Annotated in this window: 14 protein-coding genes; 4 read left to right on the top strand and 10 right to left on the bottom strand. The window is 29.5% G+C overall.

Going from position 1 to position 16,049, the window contains the following annotated elements:
* Nucleotides 1–6 precede the first annotated feature (6 nt).
* The 4 genes from SY27_RS13315 (at nt 7) to SY27_RS13300 (ending at nt 3,143) form a co-directional block, all read left to right on the top strand.
* Nucleotides 7–708: a hypothetical protein gene (locus tag SY27_RS13315; protein WP_045971067.1), complete on the top strand. Its 702-nt coding sequence runs from the start codon at nt 7–9 to the stop codon at nt 706–708.
* A gap of 61 nt (nt 709–769) precedes the next feature.
* On the top strand, nt 770–2,311 hold the full coding sequence (locus SY27_RS13310) for a helicase HerA-like domain-containing protein (protein WP_045971065.1): 1,542 nt from the start codon (nt 770–772) through the stop codon (nt 2,309–2,311).
* A 29-nt stretch (nt 2,312–2,340) separates the two neighbouring features.
* Nucleotides 2,341–2,748 carry a hypothetical protein gene (locus tag SY27_RS13305; protein WP_045971063.1) on the top strand — a complete coding sequence of 136 codons (408 nt, stop codon included), beginning with the start codon at nt 2,341–2,343 and terminating at the stop codon, nt 2,746–2,748.
* 32 nt (nt 2,749–2,780) lie between these two features.
* The gene (locus tag SY27_RS13300; RefSeq protein WP_045971061.1) at nt 2,781–3,143 is read left to right on the top strand and encodes a cupin domain-containing protein; all 363 of its coding nucleotides are present in this window, start codon (nt 2,781–2,783) and stop codon (nt 3,141–3,143) included.
* 10 nt (nt 3,144–3,153) lie between these two features.
* On the opposite strand, the gene SY27_RS13295 is transcribed toward SY27_RS13300, so the two are convergent.
* The 10 genes from SY27_RS13295 to queA all read right to left on the bottom strand — a co-directional run bounded on the left by SY27_RS13295 (nt 3,154) and on the right by queA (nt 15,917).
* A complete protein-coding gene (locus SY27_RS13295) occupies nt 3,154–4,365 on the bottom strand; it encodes a DUF3999 family protein (RefSeq protein WP_161794158.1) in 1,212 nt (403 codons plus the stop codon).
* Entirely contained in the window at nt 4,352–6,865 is a 2,514-nt protein-coding gene (locus SY27_RS13290; RefSeq protein WP_045971057.1) for a DUF2339 domain-containing protein, read from the bottom strand. The genes SY27_RS13295 and SY27_RS13290 overlap by 14 nt, the downstream gene beginning before the upstream one ends.
* A 70-nt stretch (nt 6,866–6,935) precedes the next feature.
* Nucleotides 6,936–7,613: a T9SS type B sorting domain-containing protein gene (locus tag SY27_RS13285; protein ID WP_235270979.1), complete on the bottom strand. Its 678-nt coding sequence runs from the start codon at nt 7,611–7,613 to the stop codon at nt 6,936–6,938.
* 40 nt (nt 7,614–7,653) lie between these two features.
* Nucleotides 7,654–7,917, bottom strand: coding sequence for a hypothetical protein (locus SY27_RS13280; RefSeq protein WP_045971053.1), 264 nt, complete (start codon nt 7,915–7,917; stop codon nt 7,654–7,656).
* A gap of 10 nt (nt 7,918–7,927) precedes the next feature.
* A complete protein-coding gene (locus SY27_RS13275) occupies nt 7,928–8,383 on the bottom strand; it encodes a hypothetical protein (RefSeq protein ID WP_045971051.1) in 456 nt (151 codons plus the stop codon).
* A gap of 183 nt (nt 8,384–8,566) precedes the next feature.
* Complete coding sequence (locus SY27_RS13270) at nt 8,567–9,919, bottom strand: NAD(P)/FAD-dependent oxidoreductase (RefSeq protein WP_045971049.1); 1,353 nt, start codon at nt 9,917–9,919, stop codon at nt 8,567–8,569.
* A gap of 141 nt (nt 9,920–10,060) precedes the next feature.
* The gene (locus SY27_RS13265; protein ID WP_045971048.1) at nt 10,061–11,143 is read right to left on the bottom strand and encodes an agmatinase family protein; all 1,083 of its coding nucleotides are present in this window, start codon (nt 11,141–11,143) and stop codon (nt 10,061–10,063) included.
* Nucleotides 11,144–11,248: 105 nt separating this feature from the next.
* Entirely contained in the window at nt 11,249–13,360 is a 2,112-nt protein-coding gene (locus tag SY27_RS18280; RefSeq protein ID WP_052705331.1) for a T9SS type A sorting domain-containing protein, read from the bottom strand.
* A 64-nt stretch (nt 13,361–13,424) separates the two neighbouring features.
* On the bottom strand, nt 13,425–14,714 hold the full coding sequence (gene kynU / locus SY27_RS13255; protein ID WP_045971046.1) for a kynureninase: 1,290 nt from the start codon (nt 14,712–14,714) through the stop codon (nt 13,425–13,427).
* A 153-nt stretch (nt 14,715–14,867) separates the two neighbouring features.
* Nucleotides 14,868–15,917: a tRNA preQ1(34) S-adenosylmethionine ribosyltransferase-isomerase QueA gene (queA, locus tag SY27_RS13250; protein ID WP_045971044.1), complete on the bottom strand. Its 1,050-nt coding sequence runs from the start codon at nt 15,915–15,917 to the stop codon at nt 14,868–14,870.
* Nucleotides 15,918–16,049: the final 132 nt, after the last annotated feature.

Below are 16,049 nucleotides of genomic sequence, written 5' to 3'. Positions count from 1 at the left end.
AAAATCATGATAAAAAAAATTACTGTTTTACTATTAACCATCCATCCGTTTTTAATCTTTGCCCAAGTTGGTATAGGAACAACATCACCTAGTCCATCTTCAATGCTAGAACTAAATAGTACAAATCAAACTTTTGTACCACCAAGAATGACAAACGTTCAAATGTTAGCAATTCCAAATCCATTAGTCGGTTCTGTAGTTTATAATCTTTCAGATGATGCATTATATATGAGAACTAATTTAGGATGGGAAAATATTTCAAGAACCTCAAATCCTACAATTTCAATAAATAAAAATTTCCACGGAACTGACACAGTTATATCTACTACAAACAATTCATATACTAATTTTCCATTAAATAGTAGCGATATTACATCAATAACCAATTCTGTCTTTAGCGTTACTGGAAATGGACAAATACAGATTAATGAAGGAGGAACTTTTGTAGTAAATGCTGCTTTTTCAGTAGAAAATGTTCCTAGTGGCAACCGAAAGTTTGTAATTGGTATTTTTAAAAACGGAACTTTATTAGGTTACCCAACAAGAGGCACTATCGTTTTAAACGCAACTGATACTTGGGGTTCATCAGGAACTTTAGTTGAAAATTTTTCTGCTGGAGATGTGATAACATTCCGATATGTTTTAAATAATAATGGAAATCCTTTAGATGCATTAAACTTTAATATTGGAATGGCTAAATTGAAATAAAAAATTAAAACTACTTCTAAAACTAATTTTTATTATTTTTGAGATTGAAAATTAAAGAAAAATGAGCAGAACAGAAGAATTCAACAAACATATTATTGAAGGATATACTTGTAAAGGTGATTTTATAACACTTGGAGGTGCTATTTTAGATGGTGAACCTGTTGCAAATACTCATGTGAATATTCCTTTAAAAACATTAAATCGTCACGGATTAATTGCTGGTGCTACAGGAACAGGAAAAACCAAAACAATTCAGGTTTTATCTGAACAATTATCGCAAAATGGAATTCCTGTTTTAATGATGGATATAAAAGGTGATTTCTCGGGAATTGCAGTTCCTGGAGAAGAAAAATCTTTTATTACAGAACGTCATGCAAAAATCACTTTACCTTATGAAACAAAAGGTTTTCCTGTTGAATTAATGACTATTTCCGAACAAAACGGTGTTCGTTTAAGAGCTACTGTTTCAGAATTTGGACCCGTTTTGTTTTCAAGAATCTTAGATTTAAATGATACACAATCAGGTGTTGTTTCTGTTGTTTTTAAATATTGTGATGACAATAACATTCCTCTTTTAGACTTAAAAGATTTTAAAAAAGTTTTACAATTTGCAACTGAAGAAGGAAAAGATGAGTTTACTGCCGAATATGGAAGAATTTCAACAGCTTCAACAGGTTCAATTTTACGAAAAACTATTGAGCTTGAACAACAAGGTGCTGATTTATTTTTTGGAGAAAAATCTTTTGAAATAGATGATTTAATGCGTATTGATGAAAATGGAAATGGATACATTAACATTATGCGCTTAACAGATATACAAGATAGACCTAAGTTATTTTCTACATTCATGCTTAGTTTATTGGCAGAAATTTATAATACAATGCCTGAACAAGGTGATGCGGGAAGACCGGAATTAGTCATTTTTATTGATGAAGCTCATTTAATTTTTGACCAAGCAAGTAAAGCTTTACAAGATCAAATTGAAACAATAGTGAAATTAATCCGTTCAAAAGGAATTGGTGTTTATTTCATTACTCAAAACCCTATGGATGTTCCTAGTAGTGTTTTAGCTCAATTAGGTTTAAAAATCCAACATGCTTTGCGTGCTTTTACTGCTAATGATAGAAAAGCTATTAAAGAAACTGCTCAAAATTATCCTATTTCAGAATACTATAAAACAGATGAAGTACTTACTTCTTTAGGAATTGGTGAAGCTTTTGTTACAGCTTTAAACGAAAAAGGAATTCCAACTCCATTAGCTGCTACCATGCTACGTGCTCCAATGAGTAGAATGGATGTCTTAACTGAAACTGAAATCAACAATGCTATTTCGAAATCAAAATTAGCTAAAAAATACAACGAAGTTATTGACAGAGAAAGTGCTTATGAAATTTTAACTGAAAAAATCGAAAAAGCACAAGAATTAGCAGAAAAAGAAGAGGCAAAAAAACAAGCTGAAAAAGAAGCTAAGAAAACTGCTTCGTCAAGAAGTAGAAGTTCTTCAACTTCAAATACAGTAACCAAAGGCGTGGTGAAAGTTCTAACTAGTGCCACTTTTATTAGAGGAGCAATGGGTGTTTTGATGAAAATGTTTAAGAAGTAATTCACTAATAAAAAACAGTTAGATAAATAATGCTAAGAGTTAAATTTATTGAATTAGGATTTAAGAAAAACTTAGACACATTAATTGTACTCATTGGAATTCTATGTCTAGTTATAGGGTTAACAAGTTTATTCATATTCCCTTCAAGCAAATTATCTAGTCTATCTGGATTTTCTGCTGCGTTGATTATGTTCCCTCAATTTAAAGGTTTTTTCTATAAAAGACATATCGTCTGGAACAAAATGGGCGGTAATATAAAAATTAACACAAAAAGCAAACATTTTGTCTTCTCAGATATAGACAATGTAGTATTTGAAAACGAAAAATTAATTCTTAATCGCAAAAACAAATCTCAAATGATTTTTTCACTAAGTAATATTCATGTAGATGATATTAATAGATTAAAAGAAATATTTAATAAAAAACAATTGAAGTAAATTATAAGATTACTTCGCACTTCGCAATGACTATGAAAAAATACTATATACAAAAAACTCCTTTTGTGGTTCTAACAACTGATGGAAAACTAATTGAAGAACATCACGGACTGGTTGCAACTAATAATAAGGATATTTCTATTGCTCATATGATTGCACCTCCTAATTGGAGTGAACCTTTTCAAACTCCAGAATTTGAAGAGTATACTTATATTATTTCTGGAAAAAAGCAATTTATTATCGAAAATGAAACTGTTATTCTTGAAGCTGGTCAATCAATAAAAATTGAAGCAAATACTAGAGTTCAATATTCAAACCCGTTTGATTCTCCTTGCGAATATATTGCAATTTGCAAACCTGCCTTTGATTTTAACAAAGTACATCGTGAAGAATAAACAAACTACTCTAATTTTTCATATCTTTTAACAAACCTATTGAGAAGTAACCAATAATTACAATTCCAAATAAAATACAAATCCACATAAATGCTTTTGATTGCCAAAATGGTTTTTCAGAAGCATTTGTTTTTTCTAAGTCTATCTTTTTAAAATTGAAAATCGTTGCTTTTGGATAATCAATTTGTGAACTTTTTATAAAGTTCTGTAAATCATATTGAGGTTTTGTTAATGTAGTATCAATAACAACTTCATAATTTTGATTAGCTTTCAACTTTGAGATAATAGTCACTGGTTTTTGAAACAATTCAATATTAGAAATTTCTAAAGGTTGGTTGTCTTGATTTTCAATTTCAATTATAAATTCTTTTTCTTGAAGTGAATTAAAATAAATAGTTCTATCATTTTTCGAATTCAAATCGAAATAAGCAATCACTTCATCATAATGCTCTACTCTTTTCTTTATTTTTCGCTCCTTTTTTACAACTATTCTAGCTTCACGCACATAAAATTCAGTTAAAACAGAAAAAGTTATCGCGTCAACTTGATATTTGTTCCCAGCGGAAAAAATAATTTTAGTTTGTTTCTTTTCTTTATCTTGAACTATGTCATATTTAAAATCTGAAATTGTTACTAATTTTTCAGATAGAAATTGATTTTCATACATTCCAATAGCTTGTACATCTATAGGTAATGATTTTTTATCATTAAAATCGATTCGTAAATATTTATAGCTATTTGCTGGGAAATAGATGGTTTTCTCTAATGCTGTTCCATTTTTTGCAACCAAATCAGATAAAGTCTCTTTTGCAACTAGTCCAAACCATGCTATAGTATCGTTACTTCCACTTATAGAATACCTTTTTGTCAAAGCTGTGTTTCCAACTTTTAAATTAAATTGGTTTATTTTCTTACCTGTTTCATTTTGAACAACAATTGAAGTAACAGAATCTTTAATACTTCTTTTTGAAATAATCTTAAACGAATTATATTGTACTGATTCTTCTTTAAAATTTGCAATTACATAAGGTACTTCGCTTTTATTAGCATCAAAAATCCTTAAAAAATCAAGATTTTCATTAGCAATAGCTCTAACTTCTGGTGAAAGTTGGACTTGATGTAAACCTTCTTGTTTTATGTTCTTAATTTCTCCTTTATAGTTTTGGGCTAACCCAAAAAAAGAAACAAACATTAAAACTACTAAACTACTAAACTTCTTCATTTGAATTTGGTTTTGGTTGTTCATCCACTACTAATTTTTTAATTTTTTGGTATACAAAAGAAATTATTAAAATTAAAACTCCTAATAAAATAAAAGCGATAATCTTACCTGTTTCTGAAACATTTTTTATATCGTAAATAAATAGTTTCAAAATGGTTAGTCCTAATAAAGAAAGTGCAATTATTCGTAAATTCTTCCATTGTTTCTTAATTCCAATTATTAGAAATATAAAAGAGAAAATTCCCCAAAGAATAGGATAGCCTATTTTAATTATTTGACGTTTTACATTGTTTAATTTGTTTTCTACAAAATATTCTTTCTCATACTCTATAGTATAATCAAATGTTTTTGCTTTTGGAAATTTAACAGCCAACTCTTTCTTATCAATAATATCCTGAGAAAAATTTAAACTATGAATCATAATTTCATTACTTAGAATATATACTATTGCAAAAACAAACAGCCATGGCATTAATTTATTCTGAAATATTTTTAGTCTTGGCTCTTTAGTTACTTCTTTAAATACTACATATCCAAAATAGATTAGGCAGCCTAAAATAATATAATGAAAATAAAAAGCATATTTTGTATTTGTATTATTCATAAAATTTTCGAGCATCTCATTATTCGGAATACTATAAAATGATGTGATATAAAATAAAACGGAAAGAATAGTAATACCTAATAATGGTTTTATTGCATTTTCTTTTTTAAACCTAGTTACTAAAAACAATAGAATAGCCACAAATAGAAAATGATAGGTTGCTAAAAACGAAAGTGCAGAAGCTGTATTAGATAATAATTGATAAGCCTGATATTCTATTTCCAGAAAACCAACTAAATAAGTAATTACAATTCCAATGATTAAGACTATTTTTCTATAAAATGCAACATTAAAAATTATTATTTGACTTTCTTTTTCTTTACTTAATAGCCAATACGTTAAGAAAAACGAAATACTTACTACAAAACCAGAAACAAATAGAGAATTTAAAACAATATTTAAAGATTCTATCAAATAATCATATTTATCCCAATCCATTACTAAGCTTACAATTGTTAGTCCTTGAACAATTATTGCTCCTAATTTAAAATTTTTAATTTGTGATTTTTGAGATAACCATAATAATAATACTGCTTCGGCTGCCCAAAATATAGTGATTTGATTCCCTTCAAATTGAATTGGAATTGTTAACGTTATAAAAGTAAGTGCTAAACCTATTAAAAGGTAAATAGCGTTTTTATCTAATCCGAATTTCCTATACAGGATGATTGCATAGATAATATTGTAGAATGCCAATAACAATGTAAACATTCCTTTATAACTACTTCCCCAATTATGAAGAATTCCCATTCCTATACCAAAGAAAAAGAAAGTATTTGCAACTAATATAAAATACTCTATAAGGGAAAACACTCCTTTATTTCTAATATTATTTAAAACAATAACTACACTAAAAATAAAGTAAAACAATGTAGCAAATGCTAATGCTCCAGAATGTGGCAACTTATCATCAAACAACTCCTTTATATACCACGATGTAAATAATAATACTGTGAAGAAAAATGCTAAAACAGTAACTACTCTCCATTTTTTAAAATATGCAATTCCTAATATTCCAATATTCAAAATAGCAATATATGTAAATAGCACAATATAATTTCCTTCACCTGTACTTATCATAAATGGAGCTGCAAAACCACCAATTAAAGATAACACTGCTAACTCTTGTCTATTATAAGAAACAGAAACTAGTGTGCTAAATGCTGTAATCATTACCATAATTACAAAGGCAACAGTCTGACTAAATAAATGATATTCATGAAAAGCTATAGCAATTGTAAAATAAAAAATACTAATTGCACCAGCTACTAAAACAGAACTAAATGCTGCAAAATTTTTCTTGAGTTTGTGTGCAATTGCCATTACTAGTGAACCGCATAAAATTCCAATTCCAACACGTGCTGGTTCGTTAATCCAATCTTTATCAATAGCAAATTTTACAAAGAAACTAATTCCTAATACGAGAATTAAAATCCCTATTTTATTAATTAAATTTTCTCCTATAAATTTTTCTAAATCTGGATTTTTCTCTTTAAAATTTTCAAACCATGATTTCTGTGGAACACTTGGCTTTGGAGAAATTGGTTTTTCTATTACTGGTTTAGGTTTAATATTTGCAACTACTTCTATTGGTTTTTGAGAAAGTGGTTTTTCTTCAACTGACTTTATAATTTCTGATTTAACCGTTTCAGGAACAACCTCTATTGGTTTTTGAACTTCTTCAGACGGAATAGGTTTTTTTTCAGCAATTGGATGTGAGGATTCTTGAATTATTCTTTCTTTTTCAAAAGTTTTAGCATCTAAGTCCTTTTTAAGTGTATTTAACTTTTCATGTAACGTATAAATAGAACTTTGTATTTCTTTATTTTTAGTATTTAATTTAGACAAAATAACTAATAATAGCACTAAAACAATTAAAAGTAAAGCTTCGATCATAACAATTTCATTAATATACAATCAAATGTAATGAATTTAATTAAATATTAATACAATGCTAAAGAAGCCCTTACCTTTTTAAAGAAAAGTGTCCTTTTATTGTGTTAGAATTTTTTAATTCTAACACATACCAATAATCTGTAGCTGGTAAAACTTGATTTCCAAAGGTTCCATCCCAACTTCCATTACTATTTGAGATATTGTGAAGCAATTTCCCATATCTATCAAAAATATAGATTGTCTTTACTTCGTTTTTAGGATCATAAATTTTCCAAATATCATTATAACCATCACCATTTGGAGTAAAGAAAAGTGGTGTAACAATTTGACGATTTTGAATTTTAAAACTTTCTTGAGAACAACTTTCAATCGGATTGCCGACAGAATTATAAGGTGTAATCGTTATATAAATTATAACATCATCTAAAAAATTGTTTGTTGGATTATAATATGTAACATTGCCAACATCTAGCATATTAGAAATTTCATTGCCATTTGGTGAAGTCCCTATGGAAATAAAATAACCTGTTGCATTGGAAACTGAATTCCAAGAGATATTTGCATCAACTTCTACATTTATAGCTCCATCTTGAGGAAAAATTAATGAAGTACAAATTGGCTCAATGACTTCGGTTTCAAAACTTTCTATTGAACAACCTATTGCATTTCCTGCTGAATTATAAGAGGTGATTACTACATAAATCACTGTTTCATCAGGAAAATCTGTTGGCGGATTGTAAGTTAACATATTGCCCACATCAACCATGTTTTCAATATTGTTCGCAGCATTATTTGTTCCGTACGAAACGAAATAACCTGTTGCATCTGTGGGTAATATTTGAATCTACCGGAACATCTGTTGCATTATTTAAAGGTAAAGTTAATGTTGTACAAATTGGTAACGGAAGATTAGAAAATGTAGTAAAGCTTTCTTCTGTACATCCAGTTGCATTTCCAAGGCTATTATAAGGAATTATTGTGACAAAAATTTGAACTCCTTCTGCAAAATCATTTACTGGATCATAAGTGGTTACGTTTCCAACATCCAACATATTTACAATGTCATTTCCACCAGAAGTCGTTCCAATTGAGATAAAATATCCAGTTGCATTTATAGAAGAATTCCATATCTATTAATGTCGTTGTTACTGGTAATATTAAATTCGATAAATTAGTAAATCTGTTTATTCTTAAATTTATTAAATTAATATTATTAGCAAGATTTAAAGTTACAATTGGAGCTTCACCAATTACAGAAGTATTTGACTGAATATTTAAATTGTTTAATAAAATATTTTGAGAAAGATCTAGAGAATTTAGCATATCATTACCTGTAAACTGTAATGATTCTAAACTTGTAAGAGTTGTTAATGGAACTGTAGCAAAAGGATTGGGACCTAAATTTAATGTTACAACATTAACAAAAGCTTCTAAACCCGTAAAATTTGTAACTGTATTTCCAGTAATAATTAATGAAGTTACAGCTTGAGCATCTGAATTAAGAATATTACCATTCAATCCATTTGTATCTATGGAAAATCTATTAATTTTTGTTCAAAATTTGCATCAGGAATTGCGGTTGTTTGTGCATTCAATTTTATACATAAAACAAAACTAAATACTAGTAATAATTGCTTAATACTCATAATGTAGTAATTTTAAAAAAACCAAAAATAATCTTTTTAAAACTTGTACACTTTTCTAGGACATTTTTTCGGCTAAAAGTGATAAAATACGATGTTCTACAACTTCTGTTTCCCAATTTTCTTCAATATGCTCCATTGAAAGAATTTCTTCCATAATTTCATTTTGCCTATCTCCAATGGCTAGAGCTTCTGCATAAGGTTGTAAACTAAAAGTTACTCTACTATAAAGTGGTAACCATTTGTCAGGATGTTTATCTGAGAACCATTTTTCAATTTTCTTTTGTAATAAGAATTTTTCATCTGCTGTTTTTGAACTCATTTCCACAAAATTTCTTCTGGAAAGTTCAGCTATTGCATCAGCATTTGGTTTTCGAGATTTTTGATATTCAGCAAAAATAGTTTTCCAATCATCACCATATTTATTCATCATTTCATTCAAAACAGATATATCTTCAAATCCTGCATTCATACCTTGACCATAAAAAGGTACAATGGCGTGAGATGAATCTCCTATCAACGCAACTTTGTCCTCATACGTCCAAGGATAGCATTTCATAATAGCTAAATAACTGGTTGGATTTTTAAAGAAATCTCTAACCAAATCTGGAATTACTTCTTTTGTGTCTGGAAAATAATTAGCAAAGAAATCAACCAATGTAGCTTCATCTTTTAATTGTTCAAATGAATTTTCTCCTTCAAATGGCATAAATAAAGTACAAGTAAAACTTCCATCTAAATTGGATAATGCCATCAACATAAAATTGCCTCTTGGCCAAATGTGAAGTGAGTTTTTATCAATTTTATGTGTTCCATCAGGGTTTGCAGGAATATGCAGTTCCTTATATCCTAGTTTCATGAATTCTTGCGAATAATCAAACATGGATTGACGTTGCATACGATGGCGAATCCTTGAAAAAGCTCCATCAGCACCAAAAACCATATCATATTTCAATGGTGACCATTCTCCTTGTTCTGTTTCGCCTTCATACAAAGTAGCTGTTGCCAAAGAAACATCCCAAATCTTTCTATTGAACATGAATTTAACTCCTGCTTCTTCAGCCAAATCAATCATTCTTCGATTCAAAACTCCACGAGAAAGTGAAAAAATAGCTTCCCCTTCTTTACCATAATTTTGTGTGGTAAAAGTTCCATCTTTTAAATGAATTCCTCTTTTATCAACTGGTATTCCTATTTTTCTTATTTCATCTTCTAAACCAATATCTTCAAGGGTTTTCCAACCTCTATTTGACATAACCAAGTTAATAGAACGTCCTGAAAATTCAACAGTTCTGATATCTGGACTTCTATCATACACATGAACGATATGACCTGCTTTTTTTAAATATATTGCTAATAATGTGCCTACTAAACCTGCTCCAACTACTGCAATTTCTTTTGGGTTTTGCATGAAAATATGCTATAAATATTAAAGTACAAAAATACTGAATTAATAAAACTTAAACCCACAAGAAGAACAGTTTTTTCCATATAAAAAACCAGAAAGAACATTTTCCCTCTGGTTTTCTTTTACTTTTAAATTGAAATTAACTTATTTCTTAAATTCAATCTTTTTTCCAACTTCCATATTTTGGGACTTTGCAAAGACCCCACACATTTGAAATAACATCCTTGCTCCTACATTTCCATCCCAATCATTTTCTCCTGGCGCTACTTCTACTAAATCAAATCCGATAATTTCTTTACCTGATTCTACTAATCTATTTAATAAGTAAACCGCTTGTTCGTAAGTAAATCCCCCAGGAACAGGTGTTCCTGTATTTGGACAATATAATGCATTCATTCCGTCTATATCAAATGAAACACATACTTTTTGTGGCAATGAATAAATAATTTGATCACATAAATGCTGCCATGTATTTCCTTCAAATAGCTGTTTTTTCAAATCTAAATCTGTGTGAACTAAAACTCTCCCATTTTCTTTATTTACCACATCAACTTCTTGCTCGCAGAAATCACGAATTCCAACTTGAACTATTTTTGAAATTTGTGGCAATTGTAATGCATTATACATTATTGAAGCATGAGAATAAGTAAATCCTTCATATGCTATTCTTAAATCCATGTGAGCATCTAAATGCAAGATTCCAAAATCTTCATATTGAGTAGCTAGAGCTTCATAATAACCTAATGGAGTGGAATGATCTCCTCCTAAAAGAACCACTTTCTTTCCTTTTTTCATCCAAAAAAGAACTCGTTCTTTTACTTCAGTATGCAATTCTCTACATACTTTATTAATCTTATCTAAATCTGTCTGCAAAGCAGGAAAAGTTGAAATATCTTCTCCGTTTTCTAACGCTTCAATAATAGGCTGCGCTAATCCTTTATACTTTTCAGAATTTTTTGCCCAATTTTCAGGGGCTTCATCCATATAAATTCCTAATTTCCATAACTCAGGAAAATCTTGATGTAATAAATCTACTTGAAAAGAAGCATCTAAAATAGCCTCTGGACCTTCAGAAGCTCCTGCTCCATAACTTACTGTAACTTCCCATGGAACAGGAATTACAATAATCTCTGATTGTTCTGCTGAAAATGGTAATCCAAAAATAGTTGCATCTGCTAACCCTGGCTGACTTGGATCAAAATTTTCTATGATTTGCTGTTTTGTCATTTTAAAAAAATTTAAACAAATATAATTGCTAATTAATCACTTTAAAAGAAAAAAGCCGAAAAGTAATTACTTTTCGGCTTTTAGTAATATTTTAAAAACACTGTTCTATTTTTTTACAAATTTTAATGACGCATTAGAATCAACAAAACGTAATGTATATACTCCATCTGACAATGTTGAAATACTCAAACTTGTTTCAGTTCCAGAAACGACTCCATCCATAACTTCCTGACCTAACATATTATAGATTACTATTTTTTCTAAATTAACAAAATTTCCTTTTATAGTTATTGTAGAAGAAGCTGGATTAGGATATAAAACAACTTGCGATCTTTTTATAAAATCTTCAGCATCTAATGCTGTTTCAACATTCAATATAAAATTACAGTTCACAGAACCGTTTGCAGTCATTGTAATTGTGTGTGAACCTACACCAACAGTAGATCCTACTGCTGGAGATTGTGTTACTGTAGCATCACAATTTGAATTAATAGCATTTGTTAAGTTGGCAAAACTTGGTAAAACATAATTTCCTGCTCCATCTGCATTCACCGTTTGTTCTTCTGGACAATTAATTGTCAAAGGAATTGCTGGCATTGTATAGCCAACATTGGTAAATTTTTCTGTCATTACTTTAACATCAGCACAACTATAATTCATGTTAATAGCTGCTTGTCTAACAGCTATTGCTGCCTGATTTTGATTAGTTGAACTATTTGTAAGTGCTAAACCTTCTAAAAATGCGATATCTGTTTTAGTTCTTCCTAAAACATCCCAAATTTTCATTAAAGTTGTTGCCCAAATTTGTCCATCTTGATGAATACTTCCATTTGTTGTATTTACAGCACCAGTAAGTCCTCCTGGATAAGTTGCTGAATAGTTCGTTGTTCTTCCACCCCAACATTCATTATGTCCATCCCAATTAAACATATAATGATAAGCCGCATCAGCAGGAGTCCATTGATTTAATGCTCTACTGTTTGATTGTGCCCAATAATCTCCACTTCCTTCACTCAACCCATTGATTCTAGATAAATTACCTCCAGTTAACCAATCATGTAAACCGTGTCCTAATTCATGCCAAATCACATCTCCATCTTCTCCGTCATCAACACATCCTTCTCCAAAAGCTAATGAATTACTCCCTCCTAAATAATAAGAATTATCTGATCCGCTAAGTCCAGAAGGATCAAACCATAAGACTCCAGAGTTTAAGAATGGACGACAAATCACTCCTAACTCTTCATTAATATATCTCATATTATTATCTAAATGATAAAAAACATTTGCAGCTTCAAAACCATCTTGATTTCTATTAAATAAGAAATTTGATGTGTTTTGAGTAAATAATCCTTTATTTGGCGCTTCAAAATCTTTAATTTCAACGTAAGAACTCTTTAACTTATAAACTCCTGAATTATTTTCGATTTCTGGCAAATTAACTAATGCCCTTGCTGCATCTAATGATGCATTTGTTGCATCATTATTATCTATATATTGCCCTCCATAAGAAACTCCTACAGCCGATAATGGATCAGATAAAAACACCATTGCAGTACCTGTTGTAAATGCTAAAGTATTATTTTTTTCTACACTTAAAAAAGCTTTTTTTTTCTTTTTTACAACTTTATTATCTATTTGATGATTATGGTTTTCTTTACATTCATGCCCACAATATATAGCAATATCTTTAACGCTTAGAACATCTGAAGAATTAGCATCTACTAAAACCTCCCAACTTCCTATTAGATCTTCAGCATGAGTAATTGTTCTATAAACCAGTTTTGTTTCTCCATCAAGAGCATATACATACAATTTTACTTCTTGAAAAGTCACTAATCCATTATAATTTAATTTTTCATCAGCAATTAAAATTGCTTTCTCTTTGCTAATTTTAGGATCTGTATTTATAATCTCTATTTCTTTGTTATAACTACTAGAAGTATATGCTACTTCACCTTTTTTATTAAAATTTACAACGATTTCTCCTCCAAAAACTGGCACATCATTCAACATCTGTTGAAATCTTAATGTTTCTCCAGCCAATCCTTTTCTAACAAAACTAAGTTTGAAACTATGATCTTGATTAATTTGAAATTCTCTTGCGTTTTCTTTAATATACTTTAGTGCCAAAGATTCTCTTTGAGATTCTTGTGCATTTACTTGAAAAAAAATTGTCATTGTAAAAATGACAACTAATAGTATTTTTGTTTTCATCACTATTGTTATATATTTTGTAAATATATTAAAAAATTAGTGAAAATATATTTAATTAATTAAATTATTCGCAAATTCCTTGTTTCAATATTTGACCAAATTCATACATATCTTCAAAAGAAGTATATAATGGCACAGGTGCTAAACGTATAACATTAGGTTCTCTCCAATCTGTTATCACTCCTTTTTTCATAAGATAATCGAACAATTCTTTACCTTGTCCATGTAAATAAACCGATAACTGACATGCTCTTTCTTGTTGATTTGATGGTGTAATAATTTCAAACTTAATTCCTTCTATTTCTTTATCTATTTCATGAAGAACAAACTCTAAATAACTTGTAATACTATTTCTTTTTTTAATTAATTTTTGCATTCCTATTTCCGCAAACATATTTACCGAAGCCAAATAAGGTGCTAAAGATAAAATAGGTAAATTACTAATTTGCCATCCATCTGCACTTTTTGCTGGATCAAAAACGGGTTCCATTAAAAAACGACGTTCTTTATTATGTCCCCACCAACCTCCAAATCGAGATAATTCAGCATCTTCATGATGCATTTCATGAACAAAATACCCTGAAGCATTTCCTGGCCCTGAATTCATATATTTATAACTACACCAAGCTGCAAAATCCACTCCCCATTCATTCAATTTCAATTCTATATTCCCTGCTGCATGTGCTAAATCCCATCCTACATATGCTCCTACTTTATGCCCTGCTTCAGTAATGGCTTTTATATCAAACACTTGTCCTGTATAATAATTTACACCTCCTATAAGGACTAAAGCCAACTCGTCTCCTACTTCTTCAATTTTAGATAAAACATCTTCTAAACGGATGTTATGCTCTCCTTCTCTTCTTTTAATCTCAACTAAAGCTTCTTTTGAATTAAATCCGATATTTTTAGAATGAAAATCTATTTGACTTTGAAACATATATTGATCAGAAGGAAAAGCTTTTTCTTCGCAAATGATTTTATATTTTTTTTGTGTAGGACGATAAAAAGAAACCATCAGTAAATGCAAATTCACTGTCAAAGTATTCATTACCCCAACTTCTGTTGGTTTTCCTCCTACAATTTCACTTAATGGTTGACAAAATCGTTCGTGATAATCCCACCAAGGTTTATCAGCATAAAAATGTCCTTCAACAGCTAAACTTGCCCAATCGTTCATTATTTCGTCCACATATTTTTTAGCACTTTTGGGTTGTAAGCCGAGTGAATTACCTGTAAAATATATTACATCTTTACCGTTTACTTGAGGAAAAATAAATTCATCTCTATACTTTGCCAATTCATCTTGGCTATCTAACTGCTTTGCAAATTCTCTTGTATTTTGGAAATCCATTATATTATATTTAATTGTAAAAATACATTTTTTTAGAGAAAGACAAAAAATAAAAACAAATGAGAAATAATGCTTTTTAATGAATTAGCATTATTTTAAAAACAAAAAATCTCATCCGATTAAAGATGAGATTTTATATTTACTTTTTATTTCTTAGATGATTAACATTGCATCACCGTAAGAATAAAATTTATATTTTTCTTTGATTGCTTCTTCGTAAGCCTTTTTCATTAGATCATGACCACAAAAAGCAGAAACCATCATTAATAATGTAGATTTTGGAGTATGAAAATTAGTAACCATACAATCTGCAATACTAAAATCATAAGGTGGATAAATAAATTTATTCGTCCAACCACCATATGGGTTTAATGTTCTCTGTGAAGAAACAGAACTTTCTAACGCTCTCATTGAAGTTGTTCCAATACAGCATACTTTTTTCTTATTCTTCTTTGCATTGTTTACTATATCACAAGCTTCTTGAGAAATATTCATTTCTTCAGAATCCATTTTATGTTTTGACAAATCTTCTACTTCAACTGGATTAAACGTACCTAATCCAACATGCAATGTTACTTCTGCAAAATCTACTCCTTTAATTTCTAAACGTTTTAATAAATGCTTAGAAAAATGTAGTCCAGCCGTTGGTGCTGCTACTGCTCCTTCTTCTTTTGCATAAATAGTTTGATAACGTTCAGCATCTTCAGGAACAACTTCTCTATTTATATATTTTGGTATAGGAGTTTCTCCTAATTCAACTAATTTCTCTCTAAACTCTTCATAAGATCCATCATATAAAAATCGTAATGTTCTTCCACGAGATGTCGTATTATCAATTACTTCTGCAACTAATGAATCATCATCACCAAAATACAATTTATTTCCTATACGGATTTTACGAGCAGGATCAACTAATACATCCCATAAACGTTGTTCTGCATTTAGTTCTCTAAGTAAAAAAACTTCAATACGTGCACCTGTTTTTTCTTTATTACCATATAACCGTGCTGGAAATACTTTTGTATTGTTTAACACCATTACATCTCCATCATCAAAATAATCAATAATATCTTTAAAAAATTTGTGTTCGATAGTTCCTTTTTTTCTATCTACAACCATTAAACGAGACTCGTCTCTATTTTCTGCTGGAAATTCTGCTAATAACTCGTCTGGTAAATTAAAACTGAAATGAGATAATTTCATTAAAATAAAGTTTAAAAGTTTAAAAGTTTAAAAGTTCAAGGTTTTTTCCTTTAACATTTTAAAAATCAGTTTGCAAATATACGATTGTGAAATAGGCGTTGTCAAGTAAAATGATGTTTATTTTAAGAATAC

Origin of the sequence: Flavobacterium sp. 316, from assembly GCF_000967805.1 — a bacterium.
Lineage (GTDB): Bacteria > Bacteroidota > Bacteroidia > Flavobacteriales > Flavobacteriaceae > Flavobacterium > Flavobacterium sediminilitoris.
Note: the sequence above shows the minus strand (reverse complement) of the source record. Positions and strands in the feature narration are given on the sequence as shown.

Coding starts and splice junctions, on each gene's coding strand:
- SY27_RS13315 (WP_045971067.1), top strand. CDS start 7: ATGATAAAAAAAATTACTGTTTTACTATTAACCATCCATCCGTTTTTA.
- queA (WP_045971044.1), bottom strand. CDS start 15,917: ATGAAATTATCTCATTTCAGTTTTAATTTACCAGACGAGTTATTAGCA.
- SY27_RS13300 (WP_045971061.1), top strand. CDS start 2,781: ATGAAAAAATACTATATACAAAAAACTCCTTTTGTGGTTCTAACAACT.
- SY27_RS13270 (WP_045971049.1), bottom strand. CDS start 9,919: ATGCAAAACCCAAAAGAAATTGCAGTAGTTGGAGCAGGTTTAGTAGGC.
- kynU (WP_045971046.1), bottom strand. CDS start 14,714: ATGGATTTCCAAAATACAAGAGAATTTGCAAAGCAGTTAGATAGCCAA.
- SY27_RS13285 (WP_235270979.1), bottom strand. CDS start 7,613: ATGTTAACTTACAATCCGCCAACAGATTTTCCTGATGAAACAGTGATT.
- SY27_RS13265 (WP_045971048.1), bottom strand. CDS start 11,143: ATGACAAAACAGCAAATCATAGAAAATTTTGATCCAAGTCAGCCAGGG.
- SY27_RS13280 (WP_045971053.1), bottom strand. CDS start 7,917: ATGTTGGATGTTGGAAACGTAACCACTTATGATCCAGTAAATGATTTT.
- SY27_RS13295 (WP_161794158.1), bottom strand. CDS start 4,365: ATGAAGAAGTTTAGTAGTTTAGTAGTTTTAATGTTTGTTTCTTTTTTT.
- SY27_RS13305 (WP_045971063.1), top strand. CDS start 2,341: ATGCTAAGAGTTAAATTTATTGAATTAGGATTTAAGAAAAACTTAGAC.
- SY27_RS13290 (WP_045971057.1), bottom strand. CDS start 6,865: ATGATCGAAGCTTTACTTTTAATTGTTTTAGTGCTATTATTAGTTATT.
- SY27_RS13310 (WP_045971065.1), top strand. CDS start 770: ATGAGCAGAACAGAAGAATTCAACAAACATATTATTGAAGGATATACT.
- SY27_RS18280 (WP_052705331.1), bottom strand. CDS start 13,360: ATGAAAACAAAAATACTATTAGTTGTCATTTTTACAATGACAATTTTT.